Source organism: Streptomyces sp. NBC_01017 (genome assembly GCF_045162795.1).
GTDB classification, from domain to species: domain Bacteria; phylum Actinomycetota; class Actinomycetes; order Streptomycetales; family Streptomycetaceae; genus Streptomyces; species Streptomyces machairae.
On record NZ_CP108683.1, the window covers coordinates 6,928,579 to 6,943,289 of the forward strand.

Here is a 14,711-nt window from a genome sequence, read left to right on the forward strand (position 1 = left end):
GCAGGGAAGGGGCAGGGGCAGGGACTTCGTGGACAGCAACAGCACATTGACGGGCAAGATCGCACTGGTCACCGGGGCCGGCCGGGGCATCGGCAGAGCCATCGCCGGGCGCCTCGCCCAGGACGGGGCGCTGGTCGGCGTCCACTACGGCCGCAGCGAGGCCGCCGCCCTGGAACTCGTCGAGGAGATACGGCAGAGCGGCGGGCGTGCCTTCGCGCTGGGGGCCGAGCTGGGGGTGCCGGGTGACGCCGGGGCCGTCTTCGAGGCGTTCGACGCGGGCTTGCGGAAGGAGCGGGAGGAGTACGGGCGGTACGGCGCGGGGGAGGAGAGCGAGTGGGAGGAGGGCGCGGGGGAGGAGGGCGAATCGGTGCCGGCCGCCGAAGGCTCGCTCGACATCCTGGTGAACAACGCGGGCACGAGCGGTTCGGGCCCCGTGAGTCAGGCCACTTCCGAGATCTTCGACCGCATGATCGCCGTCAACGCCAAGGCGCCGTTCTTCCTCGTGCAGAACGCGCTGCCGCGGATGCGGGACGGCGGGCGCATCATCAACATCTCCTCGCTCGCCTCACGGCGCGCCTTCCCCGAGTCCCTCGCGTACGCCATGTCCAAGGGTGCGCTGGACACGATGACCCTGGGTCTGGCCAAGGAGCTCGGTGGCCGCGGGATCACCGTCAACACGGTCGGGCCCGGGTTCATCGAGACGGACATGAACGCCCGCCGCCGGACGACGCCCGAAGCACGGGCCGCCCTGGCCGCACGGTCCGTCTTCGACCGGATCGGCAGGCCTGCCGACGTGGCGGACGTGGTGGGGTTCCTCGCCTCCGACGCAGCTCGCTGGATCACCGGCCAGTACCTCGACGTCGGCGGCGGCACGGACTTGTGACCGGCACTGACCGACACTGACCGGATTGGCCCGATATGTTGTGATCTTCAGGTGGGAGCTCAGGATGAGCGAGGACGGGAAGATCGGGATGACCGCGTCGTACGAAACCATCATCACCAGGCTGGACGGCAACGTGCTGTCCGCCACGTTCCACGCCCCGCCGCTGAACCTCATCGGCCCCGAGGTCGTGCGGGACCTGGTCGCGCTGCTGGACGAACTGTCGGCCCCGACCGCCCCACGAGTGGTGATCTTCGACAGCGCGGACGCCGACTTCTTCTTCCCGCACGTCGACCTGACGAAAGTCGCCGAGTACACCGCCGAGGCCGCGAAGGCCGGAGGCCCCGGTGACGCGTCCCTGGGAATGCTGTTCCGCAAGCTGAGCCGGCTCCCGGCCGTCACCATCGCCAAGCTGCGCGGCCGGGCCCGGGGAGCGGGCAGTGAGTTCCTCCTCGCCTGCGACATGCGCTTCGCCGCGCGGGAGAACGCCATCCTCAGCCAGCCCGAAGTGGGAATCGGAACACCCCCGGGCGCGGGCGGGATCCAGCACCTCACCCGTTTGCTGGGCCGGGGCCGAGCACTCGAAGCCGTACTGACCTCATCGGACTTCGACGCCGGCCTCGCCGAGCGCTACGGATGGGTCAACCGTGCCGTCCCCGACGCCGAACTCGACGAGCTCGTGGCAGGCATCGCCGCGCGGATCGGCGGCTTCCCCCGCGACGCCCTGATCGCGGCCAAGTCGGCCATCAACGCCATCAGCCTGCCCACGCCCGCCGAAGTGCGCGCAGACGCCGCACTGTTCCAGCAACTCGTCCGCGGTGAGAAGGCAACGCAGCGTACGGCCGAGCTCTTCAAGCAGGGCCTCCAGTCCCGGGGCGCCACCGAGCTCGCGCTTGGAGAGGCGTTGGGCAACTTGCCGGCCGTCGACTGAGGCCGTCGACTGAGGCCGTCGACTGGGGCCGTCGCGGACAGTCGAGCGGCGTGGCCCACTCCCGCACGCTCGTGAACAGCGCAGCAACCACGGTGTCGGCCTTCTCAGTGGGAGCCGTTCTCAGCGTGCCGGCGGCGGGCTGGTGCATCCGGATGAATCTCACCCGAGGCGCGATCCAGATTTTTTGGAGTTCCACCGTCTGCGGATGTCGAGAACGTGCGACCGGCTCCGTCCCAGGGACAGCAGCGGCCACCACCGGCCGCACGAGGAAGAAGGAGAAACCGGCATGGCGATTCAGCGGATGGACAACGTCGGCATCGTCGTCGAGGACATGGATGCCGCCATCGCGTTCTTCGTGGAACTCGGTATGGAGCTGGAGGGCAGGGTGGAGGTCGGGGGCCTCGTCGCCGACCAGTGCACCGGACTCGACGGCGTCCGCTGTGACATCGCGATGGTCCGGACCCCGGACGGCCACAGCCGGCTCGAGCTGTCGAAGTACCACAGCCCCGCGGTGATCAGCGACGGGCCGCGCAACCGGCCGCACAACGTGCTGGGCACGCACCGTGTCATGTTCGCCGTCGACGACCTCAAGGACACCGTTGCCCGCCTGCGCCCTCACGGCGCCGAACTCGTCGGCGAGATCGCCCGGTTCGAGGACAGCTATCTGCTCTGCTACCTCCGCGGCCCGGAGGGCATCATCGTCGGACTGGCCGAGCAGCTGCGCTGAGTGTTAGTTGAGAAGGAGGAACCGAACCATGCAGCCGAACGAGATCACCGAGGTCCTGAACCGCCCGATCAGCCAGGAGCTGCTGGCCCGTGACGTGACCCGCCTGGCCTACGTCGCCAAGGACGCAACCCCGCGAAACGTACCGATCGCCTTCATCTGGAACGGGTCGCACATCGTCATGTGTACGGCGACGAACGCGCCCAAACTCCCGTCGCTGCGGGCGAACCCGATGGTCGCGCTCACGATCGACACCGAGGTCCACCCGCCGAAGATCCTGCTGATCCGCGGCAGGGCCGAGCTGGAGGTCGTCGACGGCATTCCCGAGGAGTACCTGCAGATCAACGGCAGCTACCAGATGTCGGCCGAGCAGCGGGTCGAATGGGAGGCCGAGGTGCGCTCGCTGTACGACGGCATGGTCCGGATCGTGGTGACCCCGACCTGGGCCAAGCTGATCGATTTCGAGACGACGCTACCGACCGCGGTCGAAGAGCTGGCCCGACAGCGGGCCGAGCGCCAGGGCGCCTGAATCCCGTCCCGAACAGCAAACCCGCCCTCCCGAAGGAGGGCGGAGACTGTGCGCCCCCGGCAGGACTCGAACCTGCGGCCAAGCGCTTAGAAGATGCGGGGTGTGCGCTTGTCCCCTGCTCGGCTACAGCTGCGGCCAGGGCGAAGATCGCCTCAACCGCCTCAACCGCCTCAACGGCCTCAACCTGAGCCGCCACGATGGCTGTGTCGTAGTGACGCTTCTTGGCCGCAGACTTCGCGTCAACCGCTTCGAGCAGTTCGCGGTCACGCGAGGTCGGCGAAGTCTCAATGGCTCAGTCAATCCAGCAGGGCGCCGTCCACCAGTTGAGGACGACGCCCCTGTCGTGCAGAGGCTTTGCGGTGCGGCCTCATCCTTATTTCAGGATTCAGGCCTAACTGTGGATCTCCGCAGGTCATCTGAACTGCGACGCAGCAGCGAATCTACAATCAGCGAGGCAGCTCAACCTGGCCCATGATGACCCGAGTCGTGTACCCATCGACGGTCAGGTCGCCAGTCGCCGTGCTTGTGGTCTGGTAGAAGGGCCCAACCGTCGGTGCATAGCATCCAGCGGTCGCCCCCTTCGACAGCTGGCTCCACTCACACCAGACGTCTCCGCCGTACTGCGACTCGAAGCGGATACGACCCTTGATCCCGACGTGCTGCGACGACGCGTTCTGAGCGACGAGAACGCCCTGGGCGTAGCCCGCCGCGTTCGTCACGATGCACATCTTGACGTTGACACCAGGGATGTCAGTTCCCTGCTGGGTCGTGCAGTGCCAATTCGAGTTGGTCTTTACGGGCTTCCAGTTGACAGTCGGGCTGGCGGACGCCGGTGTGGCGCCGAGAGCCATGACACCGACCACACTTGCTATGGCAGCGGCAGTACGACGAAACACTCTTCCCCCATGAACTCCGCGCGGTTCGGGAAGACTTCCCGAACAAGTTCGCGACGGCATCCTATGTTGGGTCGCGGCCGTTCGACGACGCATATTGTCATGCCGCTGACATCACCCGAAGTCGACGGGTCGGCTTCCGTGTCGGCACCCCAAGCTTCCCGTCCTCCAGGGCCGCGAGGACTTGGCCGGTGTAGTAGGCCGCCGTGTGCGTGTAGCTCCAAGTCACCTCGCCGGCGCGCTCGTGCCCGAGGATTTCTTGGGTGATCACCTCTGGCCCCCCGGTCGTGCAGCCGCGATCCGGCGGCGTGTTCTGTGGACCAACCCCCTCCCCAAGGGCAAGGAGTCGACGGCTGTCGCCAAGACCAGCAATGCCGTGGACAAGCGGTCCTTGCCGAATGCGGACCAGGCGGCGGCACTTCTCGACTGGATCCGGCGCCGGCCCCGTGGGGGAAGGCGGCTGCACGCGTTCTTCGCCACGCTGTATTTCTGCCGTCTGCGACCGGAGGAAGCCACAGCCACGCGAGTGGAAGACGTGACGATTCCCGACGCTGACGCCGGGGATCAGTGGTGTGAGCTGCTGATCCACACGGCGACTCCGGAGGTCGGGACGCAGTGGACCGACACCGGAGAGATCCACGAGGAACGCGACCTGAAGGGCCGGGCCGAGGGCGAGACGCGCACCGCGCCGGGGCATCCCGCCCTGACGCGCATCCTGCGGCAGCACATCGAGGACGAACAGCTCAAGCCGGGAGATCTGCTGTTCCAGGGGGAGGCGGGCGGCATCCTCGCGGGTTCGGTCATCCGCCGGGCCTGGCGCAGCGCGCGCAAGGCTGTCTTGCCCCCGCACGTCTTCGAGTCGCCCACGGGGAGGCGGGTGTACGACAACCGACACACCCGACTTACCAAATGGCTCAACGACGGGATCCCGCCCGCGCAGGTTGCCGAGTGGGCCGGGAACAGCGTGCCGGTACTCCTCGCCACGTACGCCCGCTGTGTCGGAGGGCAGCTTCCTGATTTGAAGAAGCGCCTCGAAGCAGCCGGAGACCTCCCCGAGTTGCCCGACGCCGGCTGATCTCCGGCCAAGAAACGTCGACACGTATTCGACACGGCCACCCGCAAAAACCCGGTGACAGCCGGACGGCCCCGGAGCACTCCCTTGATCGTCAGGGGAGGGCCCGGGGCTTCGTCATGTCGGGCTGCACCTGCTCTGAACAGCAAAAACGCCCTCCCGAGGGAGGGCGGAGACTAGGCGCCCCCGGCAGGACTCGAACCTGCGGCCAAGCGCTTAGAAGGTGCGCGGGCCTGAGCGATGTGCTCACCTGCGTTTTCGCAGGTCGCTCGCGAACGAAAGTCGCCGAAGCGCTTGTTGTCATTTTCAGGGCTTCCCGAGGAACTCCGACCGGATATCGCCCCTGGTCAGACGCGAAACCGCCCCGGCTGCCCATCGTAGGGCGACCGGGGCGGCCGGGCGTGTCCGTCATCGGGACGGATGGAACCTCGCGCGAGTGAACCTCACGCCCGCCGTGGGGGGCGGATGCCCGGAACGATGCCTGTACTCGGCACCGATCGCAACGATCTTTCCCAGACCTGAGACGATTCGAACGTACGTCCGGTGGTCTGGGGTCTGATCTGGAGTGGTACGGGGCGGCCGGCGGGTTACGGAGGGGGAGCACGTCACCGCTCGGCCGCCCCTGTCTATGAACGCCGAGCGAGCTCGCGCCCGACGTCGACGAACGTGCAGTCGTACAGCGCGCGGACGAGCTGTGACGCGATCGTCCACTGAATCGCGGGTTCCTCGAACAGAACCGTGTCATCTCGTACCTTGCGCGGCCCGAAGGCGCCCGGGGCGTACTGCTGCCCGACGACGCCGCACACCTCCGACCGGCCGACCAACACGGTCACGGAGCCCGCCCACAGGTGCCGGCACTGCGCCCGCGCGGTCGGCACGCATGCCCGGCAGATCGGCGGGTGCGTGGTCATCAGATCATTCGGCCACCCCGGGTAGTCCCCGCGCCGATCTTCGAGCAGCCACAGCGTGCCGCGGGGGTCAAAGTTGGCGGGCTTGCCGCACACCTGGCACAACTCGTGCCGCATGGCGAAGCGCTGCCGGCCGGGGTGCACGTCGGCGTACAGCGGGCGGCCGCGGCCGCGCATGTCGAGTGCGCGCCCCCACAGCACGCCCCGGTCGCGGTCGTCGGGAACCTCGCCGACGTAGCCGATCCCGCCCGTCAGCCGCGAGACGACCCTCGGCGCGACGATGTTCTTCTCGGCCGACCATGTCGCGATGAACGGGACGACGGCGGGGCGCTGCCGACAGCGGTCGTGCGTAAAGAAGGCGGGCAGCGTTCGCTCCTCCTTCCGGCTGCGCGCATGCCGCTTGTACGGCTCGTCGGGCTTGATCGGCTCATCGCAGATCGTGCACGCCCTCACGCCGCACCCCCCAGGGGGCGCCGGCCGACGTCGGCGAGGGCGAGGTGCATGCGGCCGCTGTCGTGTGCGTGCTGCCGGTACTCGTCGACCTCGGCGACCGAGGCGACTGTCGAGAGCTCGTCGAGCCCGACCTCGAGCAGCGCGCGGCCACAAGACGCGAGGGCGCGCACCCATTCGGGGCGGGCGATCTTGAGCGCGTACGCGCAGCCGGGGAACCACATCAGCGCATCGGCACCCCGCACGCCGAGGCGCACCCCGACCTCGGGCACGGGGGAGCCGGCCGGGGCGGCGCCGAGCGACACCGCCACTCGGCGCATGACGTCCTCGACGACGCCCGGGTCGACGCCCTCGGCCCGCTGCGCCGGGTACGTCAGCAGCAGCGCGGGGACAGGATCACCGGCCGGTGTCTGGCCGAGCCACGTGCGCACGTTGAGGAACACGATTACGTCGAGCGTCACCGGCTCGACGGCAGCGTTAGCGGTCACTCGACGCCCCGTCCATTGCCAGGCTCGCGCCGGCGGCCGCGTACGCCTCATACAGCGCCGTCCCGTCCGTGAGGGGCGGGCCCGGGGGCGCGATCCAAGAGCGGGCGTTGACCGTGCGCGGGGCGACGATCGCGGGCGGCGGTAGGGCGATCGTCTCGCCCTGGTCGACGACCGTCGCGCCGTCCTGGTCCCAATCGTCGACCGAGCCGAGCGGCACGAGAACCTCGACGTGCGCCTCGGTGTGCAACACGGGTCCGATCGCGGCGCCGGCCGTGCGCAGCGCGGTCACGGTGCGCCAACCCCGGTGACGTCCCATCCGAACGACGTCCCACCCGATACCCGCGGGCAGCTCGGCGAGCTGCCCCTGATCCCACAGCATCAGGGTTCGGCTAACGCTCGCTCCGCTGTCCCTGATCCAGTCAACGGGCATGAGCCCGTCGAACCCGCCGGCTGCGTCCGCGAGCTGCGCCCGGCGGATTCTGTCCTGTGTGGTTCGTCGTGTCGGTGCGCCCGGCGGCGCCGCCTCATTGGTCGTCACGTCTCGCTCCGCTCATCCGGAGTAGTCGGGGTGTTCGACTCGGCAGAGAGCAGACGCCCGAGCTCGGCGTGCAGCTCGGCGGCGCTTTCGTACGTGAGGATCAGTCGGCCGACGCCGAGCTCGGCGCCGTTCTGTGTGACCGAGAGCGGCATCGCGAAGCGGCCGGCTTGGGTCATCTCTAACGATCCGTCGCGCTCAATCCGTACGCCTTGCGCGGGGTTGGCGGTCAACGTCACCCCTCGGCGCCCTCGCTGAGTCGTCGTCATGTGACTGACCGTAAGGCGCACATACGAAGGCGACCCGGAAAAATTTTCCGGGTCGCCTAGGGTTCCGGGTTGCCAACTAGGCCAGTACGCCCACGTGTTCGGCGATCCGGTGCAGTTCCGCATGCATGTGCGGCCGCGGCCGCTTCATGAGCGATTGCACTGCCTCGCGCACAAGCGGGAAGTACTTGATCTCTTCGGGTGACGCTTCCATGATCTGTCGCAGCATGTGCAGCGTCGCGTACTGGTCGCCGCTCATACGGTTCGCGTGCATGACCTCGACGAGATACCGCGTCGTGCGCTCGAGCGGCAGCACGCCGTCGGCCGGAATCGTGACGTTGTCGGCGAGGTGCAACGCCTCGACGACGTCGCCCTCTTCGGCCGCGAGGTGCACGCCGTGCATGTTCACGTTCGTCGGCCCGAACGACGTATGGAAGTGGTTCGCGTCCGTGCCGAGCCGGCTCGCGATGCTGTCCGCCTCGCGCAACAGATCCCATGCAGTCGGCGCCTTGCTGTCGCGGACGGCGGCGATCACGGCGGCGAGGTGCAGCGCGCCGTACGCCGAGAGGTGCTCGGGCGAGGCGTCCTCGCCGGGCCGGCAGTGCGCGATCGTTGTGCGGGCGAGCTCGAGCGAGTCGGCGACCTCGCCGCTCGAGGTGAGGATGCCGCACACGTTCCATGCGGCGGCCGCGATCAGCGCGGGGTCGCCTGTCTCGTCCGCGATCTGCATCGCGCGGTCGGCCGCGCGCAACGACAGCTTCCGTTCGCCCACGCGGCGCAAGAACACCTGATGCAGATGGAGCAACGACACGAGCGCCCGGGTTGCCTCGAGCTCGTCCTCGCCCGTCGTCGAGCGCAGCGTCGAGTACGACTCGGCGAGCAGCCCCGGCAGCATCTCGCCGACGGGCCCGTACCGTTCTGTCTCCTTCTCGTAGATGCCCCACGCCTCGACGACCCGCTCGCCGAGCTGCGACCCGTTGAGAGCGTCGCCCGGCAGCCCGACGCCGAGCAGCGACGGCGGGGTGTTGAGCGCGCGCCGGATGCCCGGAACCGAGGGATGCTCGGCGCCGTTGCCGAGGCTCAAGTCGACGGCGGAGCCGACGAGATCGGCGACGTTGTCGAGGCCGAACTCGCGAGCGATCGCGATCAGCATCGAGAGACTGTCGATCTTGACGACGTTTCGCTCAACCTTGCTGAGCCAGTCATCGGAGCGGCCGACGAGCCCGGCGACGGCGGCCTGAGTCTTGCCCGCCTTCGTGCGGTAGTACTTAATCCGCTCCCCGGTGGTCAAGCCAGTGAGATTGATCATGGATACCCCATCTCGGGTGAGAGCACTCAACGACCAGCGTACGACTGCCGATTGCGGTCCGCATGGGTCATACTTGGGATGCAGCCCCTTCGGGGAGCACTCACGACCCCTGTCGACTCATCTCGACGGGGGTCGCTCCCGTTTCTGACCAGGAACGACAAAGGCGCCCCCGCCCGGCCGTTAGGCCAGACAGGGGCGCAGTGTTCACGCGATGCGGCGACGCTCGGCCGGCAGCCCGAGCAGCGTCGACGACGAGCTCGGCGACGGCGACGGGTCACTCGGCTGCGGGGCGCCATCGCGTCGGCACACGAGAGCGTCGGGGTCCCAATCGGGCGCCTGCAAGCTGTAGCCCGAGGGACATGTCTGCCCGTCGCTTCCGTCGCTTCCGTCCTTACCGTCGACGCCGTCTCGCCCGTTCTCGCCGGGCGGTCCCGCGGGCCCGACCGGACCCGGCGGGCCCGCGGGACCGGTGACCGTAGCGCCCGGCTCGCCCTGCGGCCCGGACGGGCCCGCCGGACCGGCCGACGGTGTCACGGTCGGTGCCGGCTCGCCCGGGTCGCCCTTCGGGCCACGGGGACCGGCCGGGCCCGGGATCGGTACGGGCACTTCGGCTCTGTCGGGCAGGTTCTCGACCGCGCTCGACGGGTCCGGCGCGGCGGGCGTCTTGCCCTCGGCTTTGATCTGCGCGCGCAGCACGCGCACGTCGCCGGCGAGCGTCGATACTGCGTCGCCGCGCAAGTTCGCCTCGGCGACGGCGGCCGCGGTCTCCTGCTTGCGGGCAGACACCTCGGCGTCAACCCGCAGCCACACCAGCACGACCGCGCCGGACAAGACGAGCAGCACGGCGGCGACCGCGAGGGATCGCCACCGTTGCGCGAGGATCGGCTGAGCATGACGGCTCTTCACGTGTGTTGCCCTCCGAGCTCGACGATCCGGTCGCGCAGCCGGTTGTTCTCGGCGTTGAGTGCAGCGATCTGTTCGTGCAGTGCAGCCTTATCAGCGCGCTCACTGGCAAGTTCCGCGTACGCCGCGGCGAGCAGCCGCTCGTTCTCGACGACCCGGTCGCGCAGCTTGTCGCGCTCTTCCTGCAACTGGTCGACGAGCCCGCCGTACCCGCTGATCACGACACCGGACTGCGACGCAGCGTTCGCGCCGCGATGCCCGATCAGTGCAGCGGCGGCCGCCGCGAGCCCGACGACGATGGTCCCGACGGCGCCGAGCGTCGCAGCGTCCACGCGCTACCTCCGGTGTGCAGTGGGGGGTTACCGCGGCTAACCGGCCGGCGTCATCCGTTGCCGGTCTGCCCGGTGTACGCGGCCGGGTCGACCGGCTCGAGCGCTTCCCACTTCGGGTACGACGGCGGCCGGGCCCACCCGAGCAGCACGCCGGCAACGGTCTGGACAGCGGTACCGGGCAGCCGCTCACCGAGCCACTCGAGCAGCCGGAACACGAAGTAGTAGGCGACGCCGAGCCCGACCGTCACGGCGCCCGTGACGGTCGCCGAGTCGATCTCGATCCCGGCGCGCACGGCGAGGGTGAGCAGCCACCCCACGACGAACGGCACGGCGGTGCGCATGAACGATACGAACAGAGCGGGCATGAGCCGCCCCCTTCCGGGTGATGGGTGAGCCCGGCCGCCCGGCGGCGGCCGGGCGGCGATCAGGCGACGACGGTGAACGCGTACTTCTTCGCGAGCTTCGCGAGCGAGGTCGCCCCGGGGATGCCGTCGGCGTCGTCGCCGCTGTACCCGAGACGCTGCTGATACAGGGCGTACGCGCTGCCCGTCGCCGAGCCGGCGTGTCCGTCCGCGTACCTCTTGGCGAGCAGCCCCTCGGATACGAGCGCGTCCTCGACGATCTCGACCGCGGCGTACGACACGGGGGTGCCGGCCTTCGGCGGGTCCGCCTTGAATGCCTTGATCAGCTTCGCGAGACTGACGACCCGCTTCGACGACGTGCCCGCCGGCAACTTGAGCTTCTTCCCCGCGGCGACCTTGTCGACGTCCTTGATCGAGTTGAGATCGGCGAGGATCTCGACGGTCGTCCCGTGCGCCTCGGCGATCTCGCCGAGCGTGTCGCCCGCCTTGACGGTGTACGTCGTCGAGGACGTCGACGACCCCGAGTTGCTGCTCGCCGCCTTGTACTTCGGCCGACCGAACCCGGCGATATCAGCGACGACCCGCACGCGCCTCGCACAGACGTTGAGGGTGTTGCCCTCGATCGTGAACACGTACCGGTGATCGGCCGAGACACCGGTGACGATCCCGACATGGTCGATCTTGCCGATCTCGCTCGAGCCGGCCCAGTCGAAAAAGATCACGTCGCCGCGGCGTATGCCGCTGCTCTTGATCCCGTTCGTCATGGCGTGCCACGAGCCGGCCGCCTTGAAGCGAGCGGCGTGCGCCACGGTGTACGCGAAGTCGGTCCCGAAGAGCACGGCGTCGCGCTCGCCCGCCTGCGTCGCCCAGTACGACACCGCAGCGTCGCACCATGCGAAGTTGCCGTTGTAGTCGGTGCCGTTGCGCTCGCGATACCACTGCTGAATGTGGTTCGGCTCGCCGAGCCCGATCGACTTCTCGGCGGCCGCGATCATCCCCTCGAGGCTCATGCCGACTCGCCCCCCTCGGCGGTGTCCGCGGCCGCGGCGGGGTCCTGGTCGGACTCGTCGCCGTCGCTCTCGGCGGCCGGCTCGTCCTCGACGAGCTCGGGCGAGGTGTAGAACCCCGCCATGTCCGGGGCGCCGTGCGCCGCGGCGAGCAACTCCTCTTCGTTCGGCACGGTCGGCCCGTTGCCGGTGCGGGTGAGGTGCTGCGCCTGCTCGTGCTGATCGGCGAGCCGATCGGGGATCGGCCGTTCTGTGTCACCCATGGGTGAGCCCTCCCTTTCGGGCATGAAAAAAGCCCCTCGCGGGGCGTCGGATGATGAGCGGTGATCAGACAGCGGGATCGGTCGTCCCCGGGTCCGTCGGCGTCGGGTCCGTCGGTGTCGGCTCGGTCGAGCTGCCGTCGTCGACGGCCGGCTGCGGCAGCCACGTCCACCAGTACAGATCGCCGCGGTCGAGGCTGCTGAGGTCGTCGGTGTACTCGAGGGACTGCCGCCATTCGATGCGCGGTCCGTCCTCGATCACGCGGACATTGATCGAGGTTTCCGACCACACGTGAGAGACGATCGCCGGGGCGACGTCGGCGCCGTTGTTGACGGCCTGGTCCATCGGGACGAGCACGATTTGACCGACGGTAGGTACGGGCATGCTGTGTCTCCTACGGGGGTTAGGTGGTCGTGATGCTCTGCACGTAGATCAGCCCGGTCTGTGTCGAGGTGTAGTTGCGGCCGACGAACAGGTACCAAGGGACCCGGTACGTCGAGTCGGTGACTGTGGTCGTCAGCCCTGCTACCTCGGGCACTGAGAGCGTGATCTGTGTCGCCGTGATCACGACGCGCAGCGTGTAGACCGTGTTTGCCGAAAGCGCCGTGCTGGTCGCCGTGTTCGCGAGCTGCGTCGACGTGCCGGCCGCTTTGTCGTCGCGATAGATGCGCAGAGAGCGGTCGTTGGAGATTTGGCAGGTGTAGCCGTTGTGCAGGATCGACGTACCCGACAGCACGGTCGCGTCGTCGTCGGCGCCGAGGTGCACGGAGAACAACGACCATCCCGTCGACCCGGCGACCGGGAACGAGAACTTCACGTCGATCGTCGTCGTGGCAGGAGCCGGCGACACTTCACCCGCGAGCATCACGACCGCATCGGCGGCCGCACTCGACGCCGGCGGCGACAACGGGATGCGTCCGGACGCGTCGAGGACCGGGCGCGCGGCCCCCGATGAGACGTAGCCGTAGCCCCACTGACCGGACGAGAACGAGCTCGCCGTGCGTCGTGCCACGCGGCCGCTGACATAGCCGGGATAGTCGGTGATGATCCCTTTGCAGCCCAAGGACAGGGCCCGGTCACGTTCCTTGCGACGCACGAGAGTGTGCGCCCACACGCCGAGCGGGTAATTCTGCGCGATCGCCGCCGTGATCTGCGCGTCAGTACCCGCGATATCGAGGTCGAGCAGATCGGCGCCGCTCCCCTTGATCGTCGCGGCGTTGTCGGTAGCCATCTGCGACGCCGATCGCCACAGGTGCGCCAGACACCCCGCAGTCTTGATCGTCGGGATCACGGTCGGATCGTTCGTGTTGATCAACACGGATCGCTCGAGGCGCCGCGCCTTGATCATGTTCGCGAGGGCGGTCACGCCGGCCGCGTTCTTCGCCTCAACCGTCATCACGCGGCGGCCGCCGAGGTCGTCGAGGATCTGCTCGACCGTGTGCAGCGGCAGATCGGGCGTCGAAGCGGCGAACCATGCCGACGGGTCCGACCGGATGAGTCCCCACTGCGCCGCGTTGTACAGCGACACGTTCCCCGCGGCCTTCGTCGTGCGGTCGACGGTGCTGTCGTGCATGAGCACGGGCGTACCGTCGCCGATCACCTGCGAGTCGAGGTCGAGGACGTCGGCCCACGGCATCGCGCCCCGCAGCGCGGCGAGGGTGTTCTCGGGCGCTTCGCCGGCGCCGCCGCGGTGCGCGTCGTACACGATGCTCGGCAGGGTGTCGACGGTCGCCGCGGTCGGCAGCCGCGACGACACCGCGGCGATTGCGTCGCTCGCGTCCTGCGCTGCCTGTTGGGCTGCATCCTGCGCGGCGTCGGCGACGCTGCTCGCCGATTCGGCGGTCGCGGCAGCGTTCGACGCTGCGCTCTGTGCTGCCGTTGCCGCTTCGTCGGCGGCCGCGGCCGTGCTCGCGGCGCTCGTCGCAGTCTGCAACGCCTCGATCGGTACCTCGCGGCCGGCCTGATACCACGTCACCGTTCGGCCGCCGGTCGCGTTGTAGACGTACTCGATCTGTGGCCACTCGCACATGAAAGTGCGGATCGCGCCGGGCGCCTCGCTGCCGGCGGGGTTCGACCGTAGCTCGCTGATCGGTGTGGTTCCGTCGGACTCGTACAGGGCGGTGACCGACTGCCCGGTGCCGGCGACCCGCACGTCGACGGGATAGTCGGGGACGACGTCGCCGGTCGAGGTGGTCAGTACGGTGTCGGCGGTGCCGCCGTAGGTGTAGAGAGCCATACTCCGCGGTCAGTCCTTCCAGTACGAGCCGCTGATGTCCACCCACGGCACGCCGCTGCCGTCTTGGGAGAACCAGACGATCGAGCCGACACCGCCGAGGCTGGAGCCCGAGACATTGCCGAGCACCTCGACGCGCCCCACGCCGACGACGGGGTCGCCTGAGATACCGGACCCGCCGGCCCACGATGCGTACACCGCGGGTTGGCAGTCGGCCGGGACGTCGCCGATCTTGACTCCCGACACGGGGAACACGGTCCCGTCGGTGCGAACGATGCGGCCGCGTAGGTGCACCCGTTGGCCCATGAGCCGTACCTGCGGCTGGAACTCGCCGGCCTGATACCCGCTCGCGAGAGACACCGGCCGCCATGCGGGCAACGGTTCGTAGACTGTCGCCCACGCGTTCGCCGTCGCACTCGTCTTGACCCATAGGGACCCGTTCTCAGCCGAGACGACCGTGTGCAGGGGCGCGCTCGCGTACTGCGAGTCGCGCTCGGCCTTGTCGACGACGTGCTGCACTAGGTGCGGGTCGATCGCGAGCCCGAGGTCGGCGAGGTTGCCCGGTCCTACCGGGGCGTCACCTCCCCCCGGGATCGGCAGCTTCGCGTATCCGACGGTTGCCATAGGG

At 68.9% G+C, this 14,711-nt stretch carries 20 protein-coding genes; 5 read left to right on the top strand and 15 right to left on the bottom strand.

Annotated elements, in window-relative coordinates:
• Positions 1 to 28: 28 nt before the first annotated feature.
• From OG331_RS31810 to OG331_RS31825, 4 genes are all read left to right on the top strand, one after another.
• The gene (locus tag OG331_RS31810) at positions 29 to 883 is read left to right on the top strand and encodes an SDR family NAD(P)-dependent oxidoreductase (RefSeq protein ID WP_406202534.1); all 855 of its coding nucleotides are present in this window, start codon (positions 29 to 31) and stop codon (positions 881 to 883) included.
• Between the two features lie 64 nt (positions 884 to 947).
• Entirely contained in the window at positions 948 to 1,811 is an 864-nt protein-coding gene (locus OG331_RS31815; protein ID WP_406202536.1) for an enoyl-CoA hydratase/isomerase family protein, read from the top strand.
• 286 nt (positions 1,812 to 2,097) lie between these two features.
• Complete coding sequence (locus OG331_RS31820; RefSeq protein WP_406202538.1) at positions 2,098 to 2,538, top strand: VOC family protein; 441 nt, start codon at positions 2,098 to 2,100, stop codon at positions 2,536 to 2,538.
• Positions 2,539 to 2,566: 28 nt separating this feature from the next.
• Positions 2,567 to 3,064: a pyridoxamine 5'-phosphate oxidase family protein gene (locus OG331_RS31825; RefSeq protein ID WP_406202540.1), complete on the top strand. Its 498-nt coding sequence runs from the start codon at positions 2,567 to 2,569 to the stop codon at positions 3,062 to 3,064.
• Between the two features lie 446 nt (positions 3,065 to 3,510).
• Here OG331_RS31825 and OG331_RS31830 read toward each other — a convergent pair whose 3' ends face one another.
• Positions 3,511 to 3,915: a hypothetical protein gene (locus OG331_RS31830; protein WP_406202542.1), complete on the bottom strand. Its 405-nt coding sequence runs from the start codon at positions 3,913 to 3,915 to the stop codon at positions 3,511 to 3,513.
• A 142-nt stretch (positions 3,916 to 4,057) separates the two neighbouring features.
• Positions 4,058 to 4,228 (bottom strand): hypothetical protein, encoded by a 171-nt coding sequence (locus tag OG331_RS31835; protein WP_406202544.1) that lies wholly within the window; start codon positions 4,226 to 4,228, stop codon positions 4,058 to 4,060.
• Here OG331_RS31835 and OG331_RS31840 point away from each other — a divergent pair.
• The gene (locus OG331_RS31840) at positions 4,217 to 5,032 is read left to right on the top strand and encodes a hypothetical protein (RefSeq protein WP_406202546.1); all 816 of its coding nucleotides are present in this window, start codon (positions 4,217 to 4,219) and stop codon (positions 5,030 to 5,032) included. The genes OG331_RS31835 and OG331_RS31840 overlap by 12 nt on opposite strands.
• A 623-nt stretch (positions 5,033 to 5,655) precedes the next feature.
• Here OG331_RS31840 and OG331_RS31845 read toward each other — a convergent pair.
• The 13 genes from OG331_RS31845 to OG331_RS31905 form a co-directional block, all read right to left on the bottom strand.
• Positions 5,656 to 6,390 carry a hypothetical protein gene (locus OG331_RS31845; protein WP_406202548.1) on the bottom strand — a complete coding sequence of 245 codons (735 nt, stop codon included), beginning with the start codon at positions 6,388 to 6,390 and terminating at the stop codon, positions 5,656 to 5,658.
• The gene (locus OG331_RS31850) at positions 6,387 to 6,848 is read right to left on the bottom strand and encodes a hypothetical protein (RefSeq protein ID WP_406202550.1); all 462 of its coding nucleotides are present in this window, start codon (positions 6,846 to 6,848) and stop codon (positions 6,387 to 6,389) included. The genes OG331_RS31845 and OG331_RS31850 overlap by 4 nt, the downstream gene beginning before the upstream one ends.
• 16 nt (positions 6,849 to 6,864) lie before the next feature.
• Entirely contained in the window at positions 6,865 to 7,254 is a 390-nt protein-coding gene (locus tag OG331_RS31855; protein WP_406202552.1) for a hypothetical protein, read from the bottom strand.
• A gap of 155 nt (positions 7,255 to 7,409) precedes the next feature.
• The gene (locus OG331_RS31860; protein ID WP_406202554.1) at positions 7,410 to 7,679 is read right to left on the bottom strand and encodes a hypothetical protein; all 270 of its coding nucleotides are present in this window, start codon (positions 7,677 to 7,679) and stop codon (positions 7,410 to 7,412) included.
• Positions 7,680 to 7,755: 76 nt separating this feature from the next.
• A complete protein-coding gene (locus tag OG331_RS31865) occupies positions 7,756 to 8,985 on the bottom strand; it encodes a helix-turn-helix domain-containing protein (protein WP_406202556.1) in 1,230 nt (409 codons plus the stop codon).
• A 204-nt stretch (positions 8,986 to 9,189) separates the two neighbouring features.
• On the bottom strand, positions 9,190 to 9,891 hold the full coding sequence (locus tag OG331_RS31870) for a collagen-like protein (RefSeq protein WP_406202558.1): 702 nt from the start codon (positions 9,889 to 9,891) through the stop codon (positions 9,190 to 9,192).
• Positions 9,888 to 10,220, bottom strand: a complete 333-nt coding sequence (locus OG331_RS31875; RefSeq protein WP_406202560.1) for a hypothetical protein — start codon at positions 10,218 to 10,220, stop codon at positions 9,888 to 9,890. Before OG331_RS31875 ends, OG331_RS31870 begins: the two co-directional genes overlap by 4 nt.
• Before the next feature lie 50 nt (positions 10,221 to 10,270).
• A complete protein-coding gene (locus OG331_RS31880) occupies positions 10,271 to 10,585 on the bottom strand; it encodes a hypothetical protein (protein WP_406202562.1) in 315 nt (104 codons plus the stop codon).
• A gap of 59 nt (positions 10,586 to 10,644) precedes the next feature.
• Entirely contained in the window at positions 10,645 to 11,592 is a 948-nt protein-coding gene (locus OG331_RS31885) for a LysM peptidoglycan-binding domain-containing protein (RefSeq protein WP_406202564.1), read from the bottom strand.
• A complete protein-coding gene (locus tag OG331_RS31890) occupies positions 11,589 to 11,852 on the bottom strand; it encodes a hypothetical protein (RefSeq protein WP_406202566.1) in 264 nt (87 codons plus the stop codon). Before OG331_RS31890 ends, OG331_RS31885 begins: the two co-directional genes overlap by 4 nt.
• Before the next feature lie 64 nt (positions 11,853 to 11,916).
• Positions 11,917 to 12,234, bottom strand: a complete 318-nt coding sequence (locus tag OG331_RS31895; RefSeq protein ID WP_406202568.1) for a hypothetical protein — start codon at positions 12,232 to 12,234, stop codon at positions 11,917 to 11,919.
• Positions 12,235 to 12,253: 19 nt separating this feature from the next.
• Positions 12,254 to 14,086, bottom strand: coding sequence for a glycerophosphodiester phosphodiesterase (locus OG331_RS31900; RefSeq protein WP_406202570.1), 1,833 nt, complete (start codon positions 14,084 to 14,086; stop codon positions 12,254 to 12,256).
• A 9-nt stretch (positions 14,087 to 14,095) separates the two neighbouring features.
• A complete protein-coding gene (locus OG331_RS31905; protein WP_406202572.1) occupies positions 14,096 to 14,707 on the bottom strand; it encodes a hypothetical protein in 612 nt (203 codons plus the stop codon).
• Positions 14,708 to 14,711 lie beyond the last annotated feature (4 nt).